This is a genomic window from Actinomadura soli, from assembly GCF_005889715.1.
Lineage (GTDB): Bacteria > Actinomycetota > Actinomycetes > Streptosporangiales > Streptosporangiaceae > Spirillospora > Spirillospora soli.
Window position 1 is genome coordinate 31,266 of record NZ_VCKW01000025.1, and the last position, 20,547, is coordinate 51,812.

At 74.4% G+C, this 20,547-nt stretch carries 14 protein-coding genes; 3 read left to right on the plus strand and 11 right to left on the minus strand.

The features are described from left to right. Positions 1-25: 25 nt before the first annotated feature. Positions 26-2,026, plus strand: a complete 2,001-nt coding sequence (locus tag ETD83_RS07355; RefSeq protein ID WP_230420747.1) for a SpoIIE family protein phosphatase — start codon at positions 26-28, stop codon at positions 2,024-2,026. A gap of 189 nt (positions 2,027-2,215) precedes the next feature. Further along, entirely contained in the window at positions 2,216-2,731 is a 516-nt protein-coding gene (locus tag ETD83_RS07360) for a CoA transferase (RefSeq protein WP_138644301.1), read from the plus strand. 184 nt (positions 2,732-2,915) lie between these two features. Here ETD83_RS07360 and ETD83_RS07365 read toward each other — a convergent pair whose 3' ends face one another. Continuing rightward, positions 2,916-3,614 carry a TetR/AcrR family transcriptional regulator gene (locus ETD83_RS07365; RefSeq protein ID WP_138644302.1) on the minus strand — a complete coding sequence of 233 codons (699 nt, stop codon included), beginning with the start codon at positions 3,612-3,614 and terminating at the stop codon, positions 2,916-2,918. 90 nt (positions 3,615-3,704) lie between these two features. Here ETD83_RS07365 and ETD83_RS07370 point away from each other — a divergent pair, with 90 nt between their 5' ends. Then, positions 3,705-4,469 carry a crotonase/enoyl-CoA hydratase family protein gene (locus ETD83_RS07370; protein ID WP_138644303.1) on the plus strand — a complete coding sequence of 255 codons (765 nt, stop codon included), beginning with the start codon at positions 3,705-3,707 and terminating at the stop codon, positions 4,467-4,469. Positions 4,470-4,526: 57 nt separating this feature from the next. Here the strand turns inward: ETD83_RS07370 and ETD83_RS07375 are convergent, their stop codons facing one another. The 10 genes from ETD83_RS07375 to ETD83_RS42285 form a co-directional block, all read right to left on the minus strand. Beyond that, positions 4,527-4,733 carry an amidohydrolase family protein gene (locus ETD83_RS07375; protein ID WP_138644304.1) on the minus strand — a complete coding sequence of 69 codons (207 nt, stop codon included), beginning with the start codon at positions 4,731-4,733 and terminating at the stop codon, positions 4,527-4,529. Between the two features lie 191 nt (positions 4,734-4,924). Further along, entirely contained in the window at positions 4,925-5,398 is a 474-nt protein-coding gene (locus tag ETD83_RS07380) for a carboxymuconolactone decarboxylase family protein (protein WP_138644313.1), read from the minus strand. A 178-nt stretch (positions 5,399-5,576) separates the two neighbouring features. Beyond that, a complete protein-coding gene (locus ETD83_RS07385) occupies positions 5,577-6,263 on the minus strand; it encodes a peptidylprolyl isomerase (protein WP_138644305.1) in 687 nt (228 codons plus the stop codon). 77 nt (positions 6,264-6,340) lie between these two features. Beyond that, positions 6,341-10,774 (minus strand): CHAT domain-containing protein, encoded by a 4,434-nt coding sequence (locus tag ETD83_RS42280; RefSeq protein WP_171064057.1) that lies wholly within the window; start codon positions 10,772-10,774, stop codon positions 6,341-6,343. Then, positions 10,758-11,426, minus strand: a complete 669-nt coding sequence (locus ETD83_RS07395) for an RES family NAD+ phosphorylase (protein WP_138644306.1) — start codon at positions 11,424-11,426, stop codon at positions 10,758-10,760. The genes ETD83_RS42280 and ETD83_RS07395 overlap by 17 nt, the downstream gene beginning before the upstream one ends. 1 nt (position 11,427) lies before the next feature. Continuing rightward, positions 11,428-12,105, minus strand: a complete 678-nt coding sequence (locus ETD83_RS07400) for a hypothetical protein (RefSeq protein WP_138644307.1) — start codon at positions 12,103-12,105, stop codon at positions 11,428-11,430. Positions 12,106-12,130: 25 nt separating this feature from the next. Further along, complete coding sequence (locus ETD83_RS07405) at positions 12,131-13,771, minus strand: Hsp70 family protein (RefSeq protein ID WP_138644308.1); 1,641 nt, start codon at positions 13,769-13,771, stop codon at positions 12,131-12,133. A 10-nt stretch (positions 13,772-13,781) separates the two neighbouring features. Next, a complete protein-coding gene (locus ETD83_RS07410; protein WP_138644309.1) occupies positions 13,782-17,819 on the minus strand; it encodes a CHAT domain-containing protein in 4,038 nt (1,345 codons plus the stop codon). Then, positions 17,816-18,982, minus strand: a complete 1,167-nt coding sequence (locus tag ETD83_RS07415) for a hypothetical protein (RefSeq protein ID WP_138644310.1) — start codon at positions 18,980-18,982, stop codon at positions 17,816-17,818. Before ETD83_RS07415 ends, ETD83_RS07410 begins: the two co-directional genes overlap by 4 nt. Before the next feature lie 178 nt (positions 18,983-19,160). Beyond that, a partial coding sequence (locus tag ETD83_RS42285; protein ID WP_171064058.1) for a TRAFAC clade GTPase domain-containing protein occupies positions 19,161-20,547 on the minus strand: 1,387 nt, incomplete at its 5' end.

Sequence of the window (20,547 nt, forward strand, 5' to 3'; positions counted from 1 at the left end):
GATGCATGACGCTGACGGTCGTGGGATGCGGTGGCTGGCGCTGGAGGCGTTCGATCCGGCGCCGGTCGCCGTCGCGCTGACGACCGGGCCCGACCACCGGGTGGCGTACACCAATCTCGCCTTCCGGACCCACGTCGGCGACCCTCCGCTCGGCGAGCCGCTCGCGGACGCCTTCAGCCGGTCGGCGCGGCGGGACTACGGCGGCCTGTTCGACCACGTGCTGGCCACCGGAGAGCCGGTCAGCATCGTCGAGGCGCCGGTGCGCACGGCCTCCTCCGCCGACCCGGACCGGTTCCTGTCGGTCAGCCTGTCCCGGTTCGCCCACGGGCCGCCCGGGGTGCTGGTGATCGCGGTGGACGTGACCGAGCAGGTCGCCGCGGCGCGGCGCGCGGACCGGGCCACCAAGGAGCAGGAGCGGATCCGGCGCCGCTTCGAGAGCCTGGTGTGGCTGAGCGCGCAGATCGTGTGGGCGGCGGACCCGTCGGGCCGGCTGACCGAGTCGAGCGAGGGCTGGGAGCGGGCGACGGGGCAGTCCTGTGCGGAGTCCCGCGGCGACGGCTGGTCGGACGTCCTGCATCCCGACGACCGTGACGCGGCGCTGCGGTCCTGGCGGGAGGCGTGCGGGCGGGCCCGTCCGTGGCACTACACCTACCGGGTGCGCGGGGTGGACGGCGGGTACCGGCACTACGACGTCCACGCCGCGCCCGTGTTCGAGGGCGATGTCGTGGTGGAGTGGGTCGGGACCTGCACCGACGTCGAGGAGGAGTGGCAGGAGCGGCAGCGCCGGGAGCTGCTCGACCGCGCCGCCGCGGCGGCCGGGGAGCAGACCGGGCTGGACGGGATGTTCGGCGCGCTCGCGGACGTGCTCGTCCCCGCGCTCGCCGACGGCTGCGGGGTGCACCTGCTGCCCGACCTCGTCGACCGTCCGCCGGGCGCGCCGATCGTCGCGCGCCGCATCGCGACCGCGTCGCGGGGCGGCGTGCGGCGGCAGCCGCCGACCGGCGAGGAGCGCTTCTCCCCCGACAGCGGGTTCGCCCGCGCGATCAAGGGGCGCCGCCCGCTGCGCCGCACCTTCCCGCCGGGCCGCCCGCCCGAGGACCTGCTGCCGAGGACCACCTCGGCCTGGCTGACCCAGGCCCAGGCGACCAGCGTCGTGCTGTTGCCGGTCGTCGTCGACGGGACCGTGGCGGCGGCGGTCACGGCCGCGCGGCGCGGCGACCGCGCGCCGCTGGGCCCGGCCGACATCGCCCTCATGAAGCAGGTGTTCACCCACACCCACGACGCGCTGAGCAGCGCCGTCCAGTACCACCGCACCCAGCAGCTGGCCCTGGCGCTCCAGCACAGCCTGCTCGCCGACCCGCCCGTCCTCGCCGACCTGGACATCGCCGCCCGGTATGTGGCCAGCCCGGCCGCGGCCGGGGTGGGCGGCGACTGGTACGACTCGTTCGTCCTGCCCGACGGCGCGACGGTGCTGGCCATCGGTGACGTCGTCGGCCACGACCTGGCCGCGGCCGTGGAGATGAGCCGGCTCCGCAACATGCTGCGCGTGCTGACCGCCGACCGCCTCACCCCGCCCTCCGAGATCCTGCGCCGCCTCAACATCGCCATGGAGACGGTGGACCCGGAGGCGACGGCGACGTGCGTCCTGTCCCGGGTCGAGGAACCCGAGCCCGGCCGGTGGCGGTTCACCTACGCCGTCGCCGGGCATCCACCGCCGCTCCTGATCGTCCCCGGCGGCGGCCGGTTCCTGGACGACGTCGCCGACCCGCTGCTCGGATCGCCGCTCAACCAGCCCTACCACAGCGCGACCGAACCGCTGCCGCCCGGCTCCACTCTGTTGCTCTACACCGATGGCCTCGTCGAACGCCCCGGCGAAGACCTGGACGCCAGCCTGGACAGGCTCCGCCGCCACGCGTCCGCGCTCGCGCCCCGTCCGCTGGAGGACTTCTGCGACGCTCTGCTGGACGCCATGCCCAGCACCGGCACGGACGACATAGCCCTGATCGCCCTGCGCGTCCGCCCCTGACCGCGCCGCCAACGGCGACGCCCGTCCCGGGGGCGGACCGGGAGGGGCGGGCTCGGGACGCGGACGGCTCAGCGCGTCGGCGTGGGCGCGGCGCCGGTGACCAGGCCCGTCACCGTGATCAGTTCGGCTCGGTCGAGCGTCTTCATCTCTGCACTCCCTGTTCGGTTCGTACGGTGAGGTGATGATCTGATGCGGTTCCGGGGCGCGGCGTCGTCCCCGGGGAGGCTCCGCCCCTGCGCTGGACGGCGCAGGCGGCGGCAAGCACCGACGTTCGCCACGCACCAGGCCCGCGGCCGGAACATGGCCGAGCTGGACGCCCTGATCGGCGACTGGGTCGCCGGGCTGCGCTGGAGGAGGCCGAGCGCCTGCTGGACGAGCACACGGTCCCCCCGGGGACGGATCTACACCCCGGCGGACATGCTCACCGACGCGCACTACGCCGCCCGGGACATGATCGTGCGGCTCTCCGACCCGGGCACCGGCCTGGAGATCCCGATGCCCAACGTCGTCCCGAAGCTCAGCCGGACGCCGGGCGCGGTCCGCGCCCCGGGCCCGCTCCTCGGCGCCGACACCGAGCGGGTGCTGCGGGAGTGGGCCGGATGCCCGGAGAGGGAGATCGACCTGCTGGCCGCCCGGGGAGTCGTCCGGCGCGCGGACGCCGCCGCCGACGCCGGCCCCCGTCCGGCCTCGGCCGTCCGGCACTAGCGAAGGGAGTATCGAGGATGCGCACCACCGAGGCCCTCGTCCGGAGGCACGCCGAGCTGCGGCCGGAGGCCCTCGCCTTCGCCGGCCATGGCGGCCCGCCGCTCACCTATGGTCGAGGCGCTGCCGCGCAACGCGTCGGGCAAGATCCTGCGCAGGGAGCTGCGCGGCCGCGGCCCCGCGGTCCCTAGCTGAGCCGTGCCGGGGCCGCCGCGCGCCGGGCGGGCTGCCGCTCGCCGCTGCCCCCGTCCGGCGCAGGGTCCTGGACGGCTTGCGCGGGGTCGGGCGCGTTGAAGAAGACCGTCCGGTACCAGATGGCGGCCAGGGTGCGGATCGCGGTCTCGTCGTCCGGCGCCGGGACGCCCTCGTCGCCCCCGCCGACCATCCACACCCAGCAGAACGACTCCAGGGTGGACACCAGCGCGGAGGCCAGCACCTCGGTGTCGAGGTCCGGGTCGTAGCCCTCGCTGCGGGCCCGGACGATGCCGTCGACGATGCTCCGCACCCCCGCGGCGCGGTTGCGGCGCCACCTGCGGGCGTACTCGGGGTCGGTCATCGACATCTGGAAGACCCCGATCATCTCGGGCAGGTACTTCCGGTAGCTGGACCAGTAGGCGCGTACGGCCTCCACGATGTTCTCGTAGGGGTCGCCCTTGTGGTGCAACCGGGCGGTGGTGCCCTGCACCTCGGACGAGAACTGCGCCAGCAGCGCTTCGAGCAGCTCTTCCTTGTTGTCGTAGTAGTTGTAGAACGACCCGGCCGAGCGCCCCGCCGCCGCCGCGATGTCGGAGATCTTGGTGTTGAAGTAGCCCTTCTCGGCGAACACCGTGCGCGCGGCCTCGAGGAACGCCGCCTCCGTGCGCCGGCCCTTCGGCGTGTTAGCCATTCCAGTCCTCCACTCTTGCATCCAACTAAAACTGAATCTATCATCAGAAAATCTGACCCGGAAGCCCCGACACGACCCCCTGGAGCCCGCATGTCCGACGAGGTGCTGGTCGAGCACGCCGACGGCGTCACCGTCATCACCCTCAACCGTCCCGCCGTCCGCAACGCGGTCGACCGGGCCGTCAGCGACGGCGTCGCGGCGGCCCTGGACGAGTTCGACTCCCGTCCGGACCTCACCGTCGCCGTCGTCACCGGCGCCGGCGGGACGTTCTGCTCCGGGATGGACCTCAAGGCGTTCGTCGCAGGCGAGGACGTGAGCCATCCGGAGCGCGGCTTCGCGGGGATCGCCGAGCGGCCGCCGCGCAAGCCGGTGATCGCGGCGGTCGAGGGCTACGCGCTGGCCGGGGGCTGCGAGATCGCGCTCGCCTGCGACCTGATCGTCGCCGCCGAGGACGCCAGCTTCGGGCTGCCGGAGGTGAAGCGGAGCCTGGTCGCGGGCGCGGGCGGCCTGCTGCGCCTGCCCCGCCGCATCCCGCCGGGCATCGCTATGGAGCTGGCGCTGACCGGCGGGTTCCTCACCGCCGCCGACGCCCACCGGCACGGCCTGGTCAACCGGCTGACCGCCCCCGGCGAGGCCCTCGCGGCGGCCCGCGCGCTGGCGGCGGAGATCGCCGCCAACGGGCCCCTCGCGGTGGCCGCCACGAAGGAGATCATCGTCTCGTCCGCCGACTGGAGCACCGGCGAGGCGTTCGCCCGGCAGCAGGCGATCATGGACCCGGTGTTCACCTCCGAGGACGCCCGCGAGGGCGCCGTCGCGTTCGCCGAGAAGCGCCCGCCGAAGTGGCGGGGCCGCTGAGCCACCGAGGAGCGGAAGTCCGGGCCGGACGTCCACGTCCGGCCCGACCTCCCCTGCCTATCGCCGTCCCAGGCCGGACGCCTCGAAGCCGTAGACGCGCTCGGCGCTGGCGATCCGGAGCTTGTACTGGACGTCCTCCGGGAGACCGGCGATCCGCGCGTCGATGGCCTTGCGGACGTCGGGCCAGATCGAGTCGCCGTGCGGGTAGTCCACCTCGCACATCACCGCGTCCCCGCCAAGCTCCTCGATGAACCGGACGCCCACCGGACAACTTGGACACATCCTGAGGCCGCCCTGGGCATAGGCCCAATCCCACTTGCCCATTGCGCGGAGGCTATGCCCCGGCACCCGGAGTGATGGCGGCGAGATCCGGACGCGGCAAGGCCCCGCCGACCGGGGGCACGGTCGGCGGGACCTTGGTCTGGAGGGCCGCCCCGGTGCGGGGGCCTATCCGGTCAGCCCCACTGGCCGGGCTCGTAGTCACCGGCGGGCTGCTGGACGATCACGTTCATCCGGTTCCAGGCGTTGATGAGCGCTATCTCGGACACAAGGGCGGCGAGCTGGTCGTCGTCGTAGTGCTTGGCGGCGTTCGCCCAGACCTCGTCCGGCACACCACCGGCGGCGTCGGCGATGCGGGTGCCCTGCTCGGTCAGCTCCAGGGCGGCGCGCTCGGCCTCGCTGAAGACCTTGGCCTCCCGCCAGGCCGCGATCATGTTCAGGCGCGCCGAGGTCTCCCCCGCGTGCGCGGCGTCCTTGGTGTGCATGTCGACGCAGACTCCGCAGCCGTTGATCTGGCTGGCCCGGATGTGCACCAGTTCCCGCGTCGCGTGCGGCAGCGTCGTCGCGCCCAGAGCCTTGCCCGCCGCCTGGACGTACTTCATGAACTTGGCCGTGGTGGCGTTGCCGTAGTAGTCGAAACGAGCGTCCATCATGATCTCCTTGCCGTGTCAGCCGGTACATAAAGACCGACGAGACGGCCCGGCGAGATGTGACGTCCGTACGGATGTGATGCGCTTCTCACCGCTGCACGGGGATCTCAGGCACCGGGTGGAAGGCGGGGACCGCCGCAGCCTTGGCGGCCCTCTCCCGTTGAGGCGCGTTCCCGGGTCAGCCCCGGATGAAGACGCGGTGGATCTTGACGGGCTCGGCGGGCTCGCCGTCCTGGGGGCCGTTCGGGCCGGGGGTGATCCCGCCCTTCACGATCCGGTCGAGGACCGGCAGGCCCCAGGTGACCTTGCCCAGGACCGTGTACGCGGGCGGGATCTCGGCCCGGGAGTGGACGAGGAAGAACTGGCTGCCGTTGGTGTCCGGGCCCCAGTTGCCCATGGCGACCGTCCCGCGCGGGTAGGTCTCCTTGCCCGTGAGCTCGTCGTCGAACCTGTAGCCGGGGCCGCCCTCCTCCGCCCGGTAGATGTCACCGCACTGCAGGACGCCGAGCCGCGCCGAGTTGGTCAGCCGCCAGCATCGCGTGTCGTTGTAGAACTTCTGCCGGGACAGGCTCACGAAGCTGTGCACGGCGCAGGGGGCGTTCCCCCGGTCCATCCTGATGGCGACGACGCCGAAGTTGGTGACCAGGACGACGTCGACCTTGCCGTGGGCGCGGGCCTTGGAGCGGGGAGGGCGCACCGGCTTCGCGGGCGGGTTGTCGGGCGTGGGGGTGTACACGCACTTGACCGTGTGCCCGCCACCTGCGGGCGCTGCGGGAGCCGCGGGCGACGCCTGCGCGGCTCCTGCGGGAAGGAGTGCGGCGGCCAGGGCGGCGGCCAGCGTGAGGACGGTCCGGCGCGGCTTCATAACGCCCCAACGTAGTGATCATCGAGGGGCCGGGATAGTGGCAAATCCCGACGAACCCGCCCCGTGGCCGCGTGAGGTCACCGGCCCTGGCAGGTGAAGGCGGCCCAGGCGGCGGGGGCGGCCAGGTCCGTCAGGGCCATCTCGTCGGCGAGCTTCGGGTCGGCGCCCGCCGGGAGCCGCCGCGCGGGGTCGAGCATCCAGAGCTGGGCGGCGCGCAGGGCCCGCGCCGGATCGTCGTAGCCGGAGTTCAGGTAGTGGTGGAACACCGCCATGAGCAGGGCCGTGGGCACGTCGTCGACCGGCCAGCGGGCGCCGACCGCGCCGGACGCCCCGGCCGCGAGGAACGCCGCCGCCAGCGTCAGCGCCTCGTCGTGGTCGGTGGCCGTCAGGTCGCTGCCGCACGCGGCGAGGACGACGAGCCCGCCCGGGGAGCCGGGCGGGCGGGCCCGAGCGCGTTCGAGCACCTCGCTCATGCTCAGCTCCTCGCCGCGCAGCAGCGCGAGGGCGGCGTCGACGGGACGGGGAGCCGGATGGGCGTGGCAGCCGAGATGCAGCAGCGACGCGCCGGCGGAACCGTGCCGGGGCAGGAGCCCGCTGACGTTGTCCTTGGTCGCGTCCGGTGATCGCGGGCCGCCGCGTCCGCGCCTGCGCCCGCCGAGCAGGACGCCGTCCGGGTAGTGGCGCCGATGGATCTCCTCGATCTCCTTCGACGCCCAGTAGAGCGCGCTGCCCCCGACCCGGACGAGGGCGGGCGCGTCGCGGCGGGGCAGGCGGCCGCGGGCGCACGCGTCCGCGAACTGCCTGGCCGAGCCCGCGTAGGAGATGACCGCGTCCTGGCACGCGTACCGCCACCGGCCATCGGCCACCCGCCGCCGCGCCGCGTGCCACGGCACCTGCCCGAGGCCGCCGACCGGGACGAGGACGACCCGCCCCGGACGCCCGGCGGGCATGGCGGCCAGGATCTCCTCCATCGCCGCCTCCCACGCCCAGTCGCACAGGTCACCGAGCGCGTGCGTCCACCTCCGGCGGACCCGCTTCTCCTTCGCCGGGTCGGCCTGGACGAGGTCGCGCTGCGCCGCCCCGAAGGCGTCCACCCTGCTGTCCGGACCGGCGGTCAGGCGCGGCAGCGTGATCTCCCGGCTGGCCCCGGAGGCGTCCACGACGACGGCCGTGCCGGGGCCGTGCGGGTCGCGCGCCAGCAGGTACACCAGCGCGTCCGCGCCCGCGGTCGTCAGCGCTGCGGCGATCTCCGGGACGGACGGCGGCGCGAGCAGGCCCCGCTCCACCTCGGTGCCCTCGATCGCGGCCAGCACGCGGTGCCGCAGATCGCTCGGCTCCCTGGACTCGGGCAGCCGCGCCAGGACCTCCGCCACGTCCGGCGTCCCGGCGGCGCCCGGCCGCAGATTCCACGGAGCCGGGTCGGTCGCGGTTTGCGGCGCGTCCTCCCACTCCCCGGCGAGGTCGGTCAGGCCCGCCCGGCGGAGCATCTCCGGCACGCCGGAATCGGTGGTGGCCGCGTGGAGAACCGTCGCGCGGCCGCGCTCCAGTGCTTCGACGGCCGCCTCGGTGATCCCCTCGCCGAGAGCCCAGCGGGCCACCTCCACGGCCTCCGCCGCGACGGAGAAGGCCATCTCGAAGGCGCGCTCAGGGCCGTCCTGGAGCAGCACGGCGGTGGCACGCTCCCCCAGCGCCTCAAGCCCCAGCCGGACGGCGCGCCGCCGGTCCTTCAGCGTCCGATCGTTGCGCTGGTGGTAGGCGCGGGCCAGGTTGCTGAGGGTCTCGACCGGAGCGAAGGCGAGCGCGACGCCGGACATGGCCCCGCGCGACGCCTCCAGCCGGTCGATCCCGTTGCTGAGATCGGCCCGCTCCCCGGTCAGCTCGTGGCGGAGGATCAGTCCCATCCCGAGCATGCCGAGGACGCCGGCGTACGCCGGTTCCCAGCGGCGGCCCGGCGGAAGCGCCTGGACGAGCCCGTACGCGTCGCTCACCACTGAGAGGCCCTCGTCGAGCATCCGCAGGTTCCGCGCGGAGAACCCCGCACCCACCTTGATGTTGCCGGTCAGCGCCAGCTGGAGCGGATAGCCCGTGTTGTCGGTGTCGGCCCTCTTCAGCGAGGCGGTCAGCATCTCGGCCACGGCCGCCGTCTCTCCCGGGTCGCCGCCCGTCCACTGTGCGTCCAGCATCCCGCCGGGCCCGACGCGGGCGCGGAAGAAGCGCGCGAACGCCAGGTCCTCCGTGACGTCGGTACGCGCGGACAGGGCCTCCAGACGCTCGATCACCTGGTCGAGCACCGCGCGGGTCAGCTGCCTCGGATTCCTGAACACGGGTGAGACCGCGAGGCGGCGCTCGCTCATCAGCACCTCGTCGCTGGACGTGTCGCCGCTCTCCCGCCCGGCCCGCACGACGAGCTCGGCGTAGTGGTCCGCCGCGTCCAGGAACTCCAGGCCGCCCTCGGCGTCGTGGCGCTGGCCGTACAGCGACGACAGCCCGTTCAGGATGGTGATCCGGAGCCGGTGCCCCTCGGGGACGAGGGCCGCGGCGCGCTTGAGCCGTTCGGCGACCCTGTCCAGCCGCCGCGTGTCCCCGCCGAGGTATGCCTCGACCTGGTCCACGCGCGCGAGGAGGTAGTGGTTGACCGCCTCGTTCTCCGGGCCGGCGGCCGGGCGGTCGACGGCCTCGCGCAGGAGCCGGCGCACCCGCTCGAACCGTTCCGGGGAGTGGTCGAACTTCGCCTGCCCCATCAGCACCCGGCCGAGGTGCGTCAGCGTCTGGACGCGGGACGGGTGGCCGTCCGGCATCTGCCGCAGGACGCGTTCCAGCAGCGCGACCACCGCCTCGCGCCGCTCGGCCGGGCCCGGCTCGTCGGCCCAGGCGCCGCCGAGCGACTCGCCGAGCATGCCGAGCAGCGCCGGACGGAGCCGGTGGTCGGCACCGAGTTCCTCGGCGGCCCGCGCGAAGGTCTCGACCGCCTGTTCCTCGTCTTCGGGCCGTCCGGACCGGTCGGCCCGAAGGGACATCCGCTGCGCGAGCAGTCCCAGGCGCATGCCGCGCTCCGGGTCGTCCTCCCTGGACTCCCGGAAGGCGGCCTCGCTGTCCCGGACGGCCCGTTCGACGTCCTCTTCCGTCGGCCCGCCGGAACGCAGGTAGAGCGTCGCGTACGCCCGCAGTTCCAGGACGTCCTCCGGGGGCACGGCACCGCGTTCCGGGGAGATCAGATCCAGGTTGGCGAGTGCGCGCCGGGCGTCCTCGGGACGCGGCCCGGACTCCGGCGCGGAACCGAACGCGGCCATTCTCCGGTGGACGTCGTAGTCGTACGCGCCGAGACTCCGCAGCAGCCCGGACGGCATGGGTTCGATGACGAGCACGCGGGCGATGTTGAATCTGCAGACGTCCGCGAAGGCGGGGTCGGTGCCGGGAGAGGCCGCCAGCGCCTCGAGTTCGGCGAGCGCCGCCACGCGGTCGCCGGCCTCGCCGCCGAGGGCCAGGAACCGCATGGCCAGCGTCATCCCGAGCTGGAACCAGGCCCAGGCCCGGAACGGATGCTCGGGGTGCAGCGCGTCCCTGGCGCCGGTCAGCAGGCGGATCGTCTCGTCGGCGCGTTCCCGGGTCTCTTCGAGGGCGCCTCCGTCTCGCTCGATGTCGGCTCCGACCCAGGACGAGAGCGCCAGGCCCAGCACCGCCGCCAGCTCGTCGGGCGGCGGATCCGGGACCGGCGGCATCGCCAGCGCGCGCCGCAGGCAGGCGACCGCGTCCGCCAGCTCGGCGCGAGGGTCTTCCGCGCGCAGCGCGGAGTGCCGCAGACGGCCCCATCCGAGCAGGAAGAGGACGAGGACCCGATCGGGCTCCGCCTCGTCCGGCAGCACCGCGAAAGCGCGCTCCGCGTAGCCGATCGCGGCCGTGTAGTCGGCGGCGTCCATCGTCTCGTCGGCCCGGTCGATGAGCAGCTCGGCGAGCCGCTGGACGTTCACCAGCACGTCGCGCCTCTTGGTGAGCAACAGCGCGTCGAGCGCCGTGCGGGACCACCGGATCGCCTCGTCGCGGTCGTCTTCGGCGTCGAGGATCTCGAAGCGGTCCGCGAGCGCGTCGGCGAGGTCGGCCGCCGCGAGCGGATCCGGTTCCGGGCCCTCGGTCGCCAGGACCAGCATGCCGATCGCCGCGTGGAGATCGCCTTCGTCGCGGCGGAGCAGCCGGAAGCGGGTGTGGAGCATGTCGCCGCAGGACGCGGCGATCATCCGGCGGTCCTCCTCGTCCGCGACCTCCAGGGCGGCGCGCATGGCCCCGATCGCTTCGTCCAGGTCGTCCAGCGCCTTCATGCCGGCGTCGTCGTCGACGGGCGCGGCGTCCAGGGCCCGCCAGAACCGGTGGAAGAGCGCGTCGCCGAGGTCTTCCAGGGCGGCCGTCTCGCGCAGCAGCTCGATCGCCTCGTCCAGGGCGTCCGCGTCGCCGTCGAGCGCCTGGACGAACAGGCGCCTGCCCAGCTCGGCGGGGCCGGGGTCAGGGGCGCCGGTCATGGCGGGGCCGGGTGACGCGGGCGCGGTAGGCGGCGAGCTGCGCGTTGATCCAGGCGGCTCCTTCGAGATCGTCCAGGTCCTGTCCCGAGTGCGGGTCGGCGACGAGGCAGCCGTCCGGGCAGCGGTCCCGGAACAGCACGAGCGCGGGCCTGCTCCCCTCGCGCTTCGACGGCCAGATCAGCCCCTGCGCCGCCGGGACCTGCTCGCGGATCCAGGCCGCCCAGCGCCGGGTGGCGTGGTACTCCCCGGTCTCGGCCTGGACGAGCCAGGTGTCCTGCGCGACGGCCGCCAGCGCCTCGCCGGAGCAGAGGTCGACCAGGTTCAGCGCGTCGGTCGTCTCCACGACGCTGGCGCGGCGGCCGTGGACGCGGGCGCGGCGGATGGTCCGGAAGCCCTTGTCGTTGAACGGGACGTCCCGCAGCAGCGTCTCGGCCAGCGCGGTCCCGGCCTCCAGCCCGGCGTAGTACGCCGGGTAGGGGGCGCGGTCGGTGCCGTCGAAGCGCCCGCCGCCGAAGTTGTCGTCGGACGGCCTCGGGTTCACCGACGTCGGGTCGTGCCTGCGGTCGTGCACCCGCCACAGCCGCTCACCGGCCTTCAGCAGGTGCATGTGGGGGGCCGGGCGGAAGAGCCGCGGGGGTTCGGCGTTCGGCATCTCACGCGCCCCCCGTCTCGGCGCGGGCGGCGGCGATCAGCTCGTCGTCGGGCAGGTTCCCGATGAGCCGGGCGGGCGCGTCGCCGAGCCTGCCGTTGCGGCCCAGCCACCAGTCGGCCGCGCCGAACGGGTCGTCGGACGCCGCCAGGATCCGGTTGATCTCCCGGACGATCCGCAGCGGGCTGCCGTCGGCCCCGAACTGGAAGGCGGGCCAGCGGCCGCGTCCGTCGGCGCGGTCGAGGCGGATCAGGTCGGGGTCGCCGGGGTCGAGGCCGTGCGCGCGGAGCTGGTCGGCGTCCAGCGCGGGCGCGTCCAGCAGCCACGCATCGGCCTCGCGCTCCACCTCTGCGGACGTCGGCCCCGGAGGGCGGCCGAGCCGGACCTGCAGCGGCCCGCTCAGGCCGAACCAGGCGGCCAGTTCCGTGGCCCTCCGGGCGGCGTCGGGCGCGAGCCGTTCCTCCCGCGCGCGCAGCGCCACGAGGAACGGATGGTCGCGGGGCAGGCGGGCGCGCAGCAGGTCCGCGATGTCCTCGGCGAGCTCCTCCGACGCCACCCGGTCGCCCTCCCGGGTGAACGCGTCGACGAGCGCCTGCACCTCGTCGAACTCGCCGGGCGACAGCCGCTCGCGGACGTCGTCCCACTGCTCGGCCAGCGCCGCCAGCGCGTGGCGTAGTCCCATGGTTCTCCCTCGGCCCTTCAGGCGGTCATGAGCTGGTGTCGTGGCGTGCCACGGCGGCCTTGGCGTGTTCGACGGCGGCCTTGTCCATGCCGCCGATCTGCAGGTCGAAGCGGACCTCCCGGCCCGACCGCGGTTCCACGGCGTGCACCGAGAGCCGGCCCGTCTCGCTCATGTGGAAGGTGATCTCGATCGGCGTCCCGCGCGGGAGCCTGGGTGGGAGCCCGCGCAGCCGGCCCCGCCCGATCATCGTGTTGTCGGCGAGTTCCTCCGAGCCGTCCCGGTCCGCCTGCTCCCACACCTCGACCTCCAGCATCGGCTGGTTGTCGAAGGCCGTCGCGAAGCCGACCGGGCCGGTGTCGGCGGGCAGCGGGGTGTCGGCGGGCAGCAGGTGGACGACGAAGTACCGGGCCCGCAGCGGATCGGTGGCCGCGAGCGGGTCGTGCTGGTCGATGACCTTGACCCCGAAGCCGCGCGGCACGACCGTGGTCACCGTCCGGGACCGCATCGACCCGGCCTGCTCCGCGCTGATGCCGAGCCGGTCGGCCACCCGCTCGTCCCGGGTGTCCCGCCCCTCGCCGTCCTCGCGCTGGACCTGCCGGATCAGGGCGAACAGCGCGGCGCCCTGGGCGACCGCGAGGTCGGGCTCGTGGCGTCTGGGCGTCCCCTCGGCGGGGCCGTCCTTCGCCAGCAGCCGCTCCAGCCGGGACACGACCGCAGGCATCCGCGTCATGCCGCCGACCAGGATCACCTCGTCGAAGCCGTCCACGCCCTGCCGCCGCGCGCGGTCGATCGTCTCCTCGGTGATCTTCAGGGTGCGCTGCAGCAGGTCGGCGGTCAGCTCCTCCAGCCGCTCCCTGGTCAGCTCCACCTGGACGGTCGCGCCGGCGAAGCGCAGGTTCCGGCGCCGGGTCCGCGCGCTGCTCAGCTCCTTCTTGAGCTGCTCGGCCATGATCCACAGCTCCTGCATGAACTGCTCGTCGGCGGTGGGGTCGAGCCGGGGATGGCGCCCGGAGAACTCCTCCAGCAGGAACGTCCTGATCCTGGCGTCCCAGTCGGCGCCGCCGAGGTCCCGGTCACCGCCGGTGCAGACCACGTTGACGTCGTCGCCGTCCACGCGGATCACCGTCGTGTCGAACGTCCCGCCGCCCAGGTCGTAGACGAGCAGGTGGCGGGGGCGTTCGGCGGGATGCCCGTGCTGGTGCGAGAGGGCCGCGGCGACCGGCTCGGCGAGGACGTCCAGCACGTCCAGCCCGGCGATCTCGCCCGCCCGCCGGGTCGCCTCCCGCTCCGCCACCCCGAAGTACGCGGGCACGGTGATCACCACGTCCCGGACCGGGCGGCCGAGCCGGCGCTCCGCGGCCGCGGCCAGCTCCTTGAGGACCAGCGCCGAGATCGTCTCGGGCGTGTACCGGGTGCCGTGGAAGTGGAAGTCCACGTCCTTGCGGCCCATCCGGCGCTTCACGTGCCGGACGGCCAGCTCCGGGGCGAGCAGCGCGGCGTTGGCGGCGGCGCTGCCGATCACGACCGAGTCCCGCCGCTCGAAGTAGACGACGGACGGCGTGGTGTTCTCGCCGATGGAGTTCCGGACGACGGCGGGCCTTCCCGACTCGTCGATGTACGCGAGACAGGAGTTGGTCGTCCCGAGGTCGATGCCGAACGCGGTCATGCGGGCCCCCTCATCGGCCTTGGTAGGTGAACGCCGCCCAGGACTCCGGCTCGTCCAGCGGCGCCGCGTCCAGCAGGTCGGCCAGCTCGGCGGACAGGTCCGCCGGGACGCGCCGCCGCGGGTTCAGCATCCACAGCTGGGCCGCGCGGAGCGCGACGGCCGGATCGTCGTAGCCGGCGTTCAGATAGTGGTGGAACAGGGTCATGAACAGGGCGGTCGGGAGGTCGTCCACGGGCCAGCGGGCGCCGACCACGCCCACCGCCCCGGCCGCGAGGAACGCCGTCGACAGCGTCAGCGCCTCGTCGTGGTCGCGGCTGGTCAGATCGCTGCCGCAGGCGGCCAGCACGACCAGCCCGCCGGGCACGCCGGACGGCCGCACCCGCGCGCGCCGCAGGATGTCGGTCATGCCGAGGGCCTCGCCGCCCGCCAGCATCAGGTGGGAGTCCACGGGGCGCGGCGCCGGATGCGCGTGGCAGCCGAGGTGCAGCAGCGACGCGCCGCCCGAGTCCGGGCCGGGCAGCAGCTCCCGCACGTTGGCGGCCGTGGCGCCCGGCGAGCGGGCCGCGCCCGGACGGCGGCGCCCGCCCAGCAGTTCCCCGCCGGGGTAGTGCCGCCGGTGGATCTGCTCGATCTCCTTCAAGGCCCAGTACAGGGGCGGGCTGCTCCCGCCGACCCGGACCAGCGCCGCCGCGCTCGGCCACGGCCGGTGGCCGTGCCGCCGGGCCTCGATGAACTGGCGCGCGGACGCCGCGTAGGAGACGACCGCGTCCTGGCAGGCGTAGCGGCGGACGCCGTCGCCGACCGTCCGGCGGGCGGCGTGCCAGGGGACGGCGCCGAGCTCCCCGACCGGGACCAGCACCACCCGCGCCCGGTTCCCCTGGCCGCTCGCGACGGCGTCCAGGACGGGCTCCATCACCGCCGTCCACGCCCAGTCGCACAGGTCGCCCAGCGCGTGCCGCCAGCGCCGGTGGACGCGGTCCGCCTCGTCCGTTCCCGGTTCGGCGCGCTCCCGGTCGTGCTGCGCCCGGACGAACGCGTCCACGCGGCTGCCCGGCCCGGTCGCCAGCCGGGGCAGCCGGACCGGCCTCACCTCTCCGGCGTCGTCCACCACGAGGGCCATGCCGCTGCGGCCGTCCTCGCGGGGAACGAGGTAGGCGAGCGCCGCGGCGCCCGCCTCCCGCAGCGCCCCGGCGATCTCCGCCGGGACGGCCGGGTTGAACAGCCGCCGCTCGGTGTCGCTGCCCTCGATCGCCTCCATCACGCGTTCGCGCAGGTCGCTGGGCACCTGCAGCTCCCCGAGCGGGGAGCTGCCGGGTAGCCGCGGAAGGTCCCACGGCGCCGGGCCGCTGTCCCCCATCGTCTCCTCCCACTCGGCGGCGAGGCCGTCGTGGCCGCCGTCGCGCAGCAGCGCGGGGAGGCTCGCGTCCGTGGTCGCCGTGTGCAGGACCATGGCGCGTCCCCATTCCAGCGCCTCGACGGCCAGGCCGGTGAGCCCGCTCGCGGTGCACTGGTGGGCGACGGCGGCGCCGTCCCCGGCGGCGGCGAGCGCGGCGGTGAAGGCGCGTTCGGTGCTGCTCTGCAGCATCACGCTCCACGCCCTCGCCCGCAGCGCGGCGAGGCCCGTCTCACCCGCGCGACGCCGGTCGCCCAGGCTCGCGTCGCCGCGCATGTGGTACGCGGTGGACAGGTCGGCCAGGCTCGTCGCGGTCACGCTGCCGAGCGCGCCCGTCTCGCCCGACCGGACGGCCTCCTCCAGCCGGTCGATGGCTCTGTTCAGGTCCGCGCGGTCACGGCCGACCTCGTACCGCAGCAGGAATGCGCCCCCGAATAGGCCCAGCAGCCACGATCGGAGCGGCCACAGCGGGTCTGCGGCCCCGTACGCCTCGGCCAGCAGCGCCAGGCCCTCGTCCAGCCGGGCGAGGTTCCGGGTCAGGCAGCCGTTGGTCACCTTGCGGACCCCGAGGACGCCCAGCTCGGCGGGGAACAGCGGATGGTCCACGCCGAGCGCCCTGGCGGCCTCCACCTCGGACTCGTCGACGTCGTCCGGGACGTCCGCGGCGGCCGGGCGGGCGAGCGGTCCCGCCATGGCCCATTCGAGTTGCCGCTGGACGACTTCGAGCGTCCGCGCGCTGCTCTCGATCGAGGAACGGGACGGGTGGCCCTCGGGGAGCCGCTCGGCCAGGGTGCGGTGCGCCCGGGCCGCCTGGTCCAGGAGATCGGAGTCCGGCATGCCCGTGGCCCTGGCCAGTGGAGAGGCGGCCCGGACCCACTCCATGAGCGCGTGCATGTCCTCCCGCGCCCGGTCGCCTCGCCGTGGCTCGCCACCGGGTCGCGCCTCGTCGTCGGATGCGAGCGTCTCGGACGTCAGGCGGGCGTAGTGGTCCGCGGCGTCCAGATGCTCCAGGCCGCCCGCCTCGAGGTGCCGGTGCATCAGGATGGACGTCAGGAACCCCGGGATCATCTGCTGGAGCGGGTGCTCGGGCGGGAGGAGCCGGGCGACCCGCTGGAGCCTCTCGACCGCGTCGCTCACCGGCTCGAGCCCGTGGCCGATCATCGTGCGGAGCCTGTCGACGACGACGAGCAGGAAGTGGTTGAGGGCGTCGTTCAGAGTATCGGCGGCGGGACGCCCGACCGCCTCCAGGAGGATGCCGCGCACCCTCTCCAGCCGTTCGGCGGAGTGCTTGTGCTCGATGCCACGGGCCAGGGTCGCGCCCAGCCGACCCAGGGTCTCGGCCCGGTCCGGATGGTCGTCCGGGAGTTCCGTCAAGATGTTCTCCAGGAACTCCAGCGCCGCCTCGCGCTCCTCGGGCGTGGCGGTCCTGGCGCCGCCGGAGAGCCCGTCGGGACGCAGGAGGAGAAGCTGGCCGAGCACGCCCTGCAGCACCTGCCGGAACGGGTGCCCCTCGCCGAAATCTCCGCCTATGCGGGCGATGGCGTCGGCGACCGCTTCGACGTCCTGTATCCCGTCCCGCCGCACCGTCCGCAGGATTTCCATGAGCTCGCGCAGGAGGCCCTGCTCGTCGTCCTCGGAGCCGGGTTCGGCGATCCCCAGGCCCGCGATGACCTGGGTGAGGCCCTCCTCGCTGACGTCGCCGCCGTCGACCGCCAGCACTGCCATCGCGCGCACTTGCGAGGCCATCGCGGCGGTCTCCGGAGTCGCTCCGGTGACACGGTCCAGGTGCTCGCGCGCCACCCGCGCGGCCTCCGCGTCGGCGAGGTTCCCGTGGGCGAAGAGACGCGCGAAGGTGCGCAGCGACGGCTTCTGGTCCCGGAGCCCGGCGGGCGCGTCACCGTAGAGGTGCAGGTAGGCGAGGTAGAGGTGGCACATGTCCGCGGTCACGTCGTCGCATTCGGGCAGGTCGAGGATCGCCTCAAGGCCGGCCATCGCCTGGTCGCGGTCACCAGCGCCGCCCGCGAAATAGATGAAGCGGCACGCCCTCGTCAACGCCCCCCAGTACCGGACGACGGGGCGGTACGGGTCGTCGGGCGCCGTGTCCCGCCATCCGGCGTCCAGGGTCTCCAGCGCGGTCGTGACCTGCTCGGCGTGCGCGCTCCAGTCGCCGGGCGTCTCGTCCCCGAAGAGGTCGAGGCCCGCGATGCCGCGGTGGGCGATCGTGGCGAGCACGACGCCGTATCGGGCGTTCACCCAGCCGAGGTCCGGGTGCGGCGCGGGTCTCAGGTCGATCGAGCGGCGGAACGCGGCGGCCGACTCGGCGAGGTGCTCGTCCGCGTCCTCGGGGGCGTACTGCGCGCGCAGCGCGTGCGCCACACCGAGGTTCTGGTGCGCCAGGGAGAGGTCGGACGCGCCGAGCGCGCGGCCGAGGCCGGCGATGGCGCCGCGCGTGTCCTCGATCGCGGCGTCGAGGTCCTCGACGCTCCGCGCCTGCTCGCCCCGCTGGATCAGGCACTCGGCCAGCGCCAGCCGGATCCACGCGGGCTTCACGTCCGGAGGGAAGGGCGCGTCCAGGGCCGCACGGAGTTCGGCGATGCGGTCGTCGAGTTCGGCGGGCTCGGGCGCCTCGGCGGGCTGGGGCTCGTCGGTGGTCATCGGTGCTCCAGCCGCTGGCCGGTCATGGCGGCGAAGACCGCGCCGTAGATCAGGCCGAGCTGGTCGGCGTTCCTGAAACGGTGCACGGCCGCCCGGCGCAGCGGGCCGGGCGGAACCACGCGGCCCGCCCCTCTCGGCACCACCAGATGGACGGACTGGTAGGCGGCCCGGCCCAGCGGCGGGCCGAGACGCGCACCGTCATGCAGCTCCATGTCGCTGATCACCATCAGGGCACGGGCCTGCACGGGAACGGGCGGACGCAGGTCGGTGAGCAGCCGGACGGCGGGCGCCAGCAGCGTTCCCACGCCGACCCCCCCGCGCGGCCGGTCGGTCACCTGCCGCAGTTCGCGGACGTCCACCGGGGGAACCAGAACCGCCGCCTCCCCGGCGAACGCCACCGAGGTCAGCAGGTCCCCGCCGGCCATCTCGCGGCGCGCGAACTCCGCCAGCGCGTGCAGCGCCGCCTTGCGCAGTCCCGAGTAGCGGCGCATGGAGAAGGACAGGTCGACCGCGACCTCCAGGCTCACCGGGCCGCGCACCGTGCGCTCCCCGGCGATCCGGGCGGCCTCCAGGTTCGGCGGCGGCAGCCCCCGCACCGGCCGCGCCTCCGGGACCGGGCTCGCCGCGGGCAGGTCCGGCTCCTCCGGACGGGTGACGGCGGCGGCCCGGCGGCGGTGGTCGGCGGCGCCGGGGCCCAGCTCACGTGTGATCGCCGCGTCATCGGCGAGGCCGTAGCCGATCTCGCGGAACCGCCATTCGCCGCGCCGCCGGTAGCACTCGCCGAGCAGGTGCACCGGATCGGGCGTCGTCTCCCCCGCCGCGGCCCCGGAGAGGACGGCCAGGTCCCCGCCCTGATCGTCGCGCACGGTGCAGCGCACCCCGCGGATCCGCGCCACCGCGCCGGCCGCGGCCTCGACGGCGACGACGATCCGGACGGTCCCGTCCGGCGCCGCGCCCGGATCGATCATGAGCCCGCGGTCGTCCGCGACCAGCGCGAGGCCGTCACCGGCCGCGTCCTGGTACACCGCGAGGAGCGAGGCGCCATCCGGCCCGTCCGCCTCGTCCGCCGCGTCCGGGCCGTGGAGCTGGAAGGTGACGAGCGACGTCCGCGCCAGCGACACGTCCTGCACCTTCCGCAGGGGTCCCGTCCGGGGTCGCGTCATCGTTCGCTCCTCACACCGTCGCCAGGGACACCAGGAACGACAGGACCACGAACACGATGTAGACGGCGGTGACGCACAGCACCACCACGAAGACGGCGAGCCGCCACGGGCGGTACGGGTCCGGCGGCATGGTTCCTCCCTTCAGCCGGGAATGGTCGGTCGGGTCTGCGGCTCAGGTCTAGTGGTGCACCCGCAGCCCCTCGCTGACCAGGAGCCAGCCGGTGAGATCGAGGACGCCGTCGTCGATCTCGTCCCCGTCCAGCCAGGACGACGTCCGGAAGAACCTGACCTCGGCGAACGAGCGCCGCATCGCGCGGACCATGCCGTCGAGCCCGGCGTCGTCCTCCAGCCAGCGGCCGATGTCCTCGCTCCGCTCGCCGACGCCCGCGAGCGCCGCGCACTCGCGCACCAGGTCGTCCTTGGTGAGCGCGACCGCGAGGCGGGCCCGTCCCATCTGGACGCCGTGGCCCTCGATGTTCTGCACGACCCGGTCGAAGACGACGCCGGGCTGGTCGTCCGAGCGCAGCCCCCGGTTCTTGGCGCGCGCGCCGGCCTCCAGCGATTCCCAGACCGCGTCCACCGACAGCAGGTCGAGCGTGAACAGGAAGGTGCGCGCTGACTTGATGTACCGCAGCTCCCGCATCGACTCCGACTTGGCGACCAGCTCGCCGGGCGCGTCGAAGACGTGGAAGAGCCGCGTCGCCCCGCTGGGCGGGCGGATCTGCAGCGAGTACGCGCGCAGCGGCGCGTCCTTGGCCTTGACGGTCTTCCAGGTGTGGACGCCCGCGCGCAGCTTGTTCGCGAGGTCCCGGTAGGCCGACTCCGACTGCGTGTCGGCGAACTCCGCCTCCGCCCCGTGCCCGCCCGTGCCCTCCAGGAGCCCCATCACCAGGGCCGTCATCAGCCGGGTCTTCCCGGTCGCGGTCGCGCCCAGCACCGGGATCACGATCTCGGCCACGGCCCCCGACCCCTTGGACATCGGCTCCTTGCAGTGCGGGCAGTACGCCTGCATGCGGCCGTCGCCGGTGCCGGTGAGCAGGAGGGTCGGCAGCAGCGTCCCGCAGGCGCACCGGCGTTTCAGGACGCCATAGCGTCCCGGACGCACGTCACGGTGCCGTCGGCCGCAGCCCTGGCCGGAGCACTCGTAGGACGGGTAGTGCACGCGCTGGTGGCAGGACGGGCAGCCGGTGCGGATGCCCTTGACCCGCCGCATCCCCGTGTCGGTGACGCGCAGCACCAGGGCGGACGCGAGCAGGACGAGCACCAGCGCCGTCACCACCGTGAGCTGCAGCAGCCACAGCAGCCCCACCGCGACGAAGCCCATGATGACGCCGAAGGCCATGCAGATCCGCAGCGCGATCCCGATCGGCATCAGCAGCCATTCCGGTTCCCGGTACTGGAAGGCGGTCCGGATCCTGGCCTCGTACTCCCTCGCCACCCCGATGGGGGCGGGCAGGGCGACCCGGACGGTGTGCCGCAGGTCGATCAGCGCGGGCCCGAACAGGTAGTGGGTGAACGCGGGCTCGGCGCGTCCGGACGGATCGTCCGGCGGGGCGGGGATGGGC

Coding starts and splice junctions, on each gene's coding strand:
- ETD83_RS07355 (WP_230420747.1), top strand. CDS start 26: ATGCGGTGGCTGGCGCTGGAGGCGTTCGATCCGGCGCCGGTCGCCGTC.
- ETD83_RS07360 (WP_138644301.1), top strand. CDS start 2,216: ATGCGGTTCCGGGGCGCGGCGTCGTCCCCGGGGAGGCTCCGCCCCTGC.
- ETD83_RS07365 (WP_138644302.1), bottom strand. CDS start 3,614: ATGGCTAACACGCCGAAGGGCCGGCGCACGGAGGCGGCGTTCCTCGAG.
- ETD83_RS07370 (WP_138644303.1), top strand. CDS start 3,705: ATGTCCGACGAGGTGCTGGTCGAGCACGCCGACGGCGTCACCGTCATC.
- ETD83_RS07380 (WP_138644313.1), bottom strand. CDS start 5,398: ATGGACGCTCGTTTCGACTACTACGGCAACGCCACCACGGCCAAGTTC.
- ETD83_RS07385 (WP_138644305.1), bottom strand. CDS start 6,263: ATGAAGCCGCGCCGGACCGTCCTCACGCTGGCCGCCGCCCTGGCCGCC.
- ETD83_RS42280 (WP_171064057.1), bottom strand. CDS start 10,774: ATGACCGGCGCCCCTGACCCCGGCCCCGCCGAGCTGGGCAGGCGCCTG.
- ETD83_RS07395 (WP_138644306.1), bottom strand. CDS start 11,426: ATGCCGAACGCCGAACCCCCGCGGCTCTTCCGCCCGGCCCCCCACATG.
- ETD83_RS07400 (WP_138644307.1), bottom strand. CDS start 12,105: ATGGGACTACGCCACGCGCTGGCGGCGCTGGCCGAGCAGTGGGACGAC.
- ETD83_RS07405 (WP_138644308.1), bottom strand. CDS start 13,771: ATGACCGCGTTCGGCATCGACCTCGGGACGACCAACTCCTGTCTCGCG.
- ETD83_RS07410 (WP_138644309.1), bottom strand. CDS start 17,819: ATGACCACCGACGAGCCCCAGCCCGCCGAGGCGCCCGAGCCCGCCGAA.
- ETD83_RS07415 (WP_138644310.1), bottom strand. CDS start 18,982: ATGACGCGACCCCGGACGGGACCCCTGCGGAAGGTGCAGGACGTGTCG.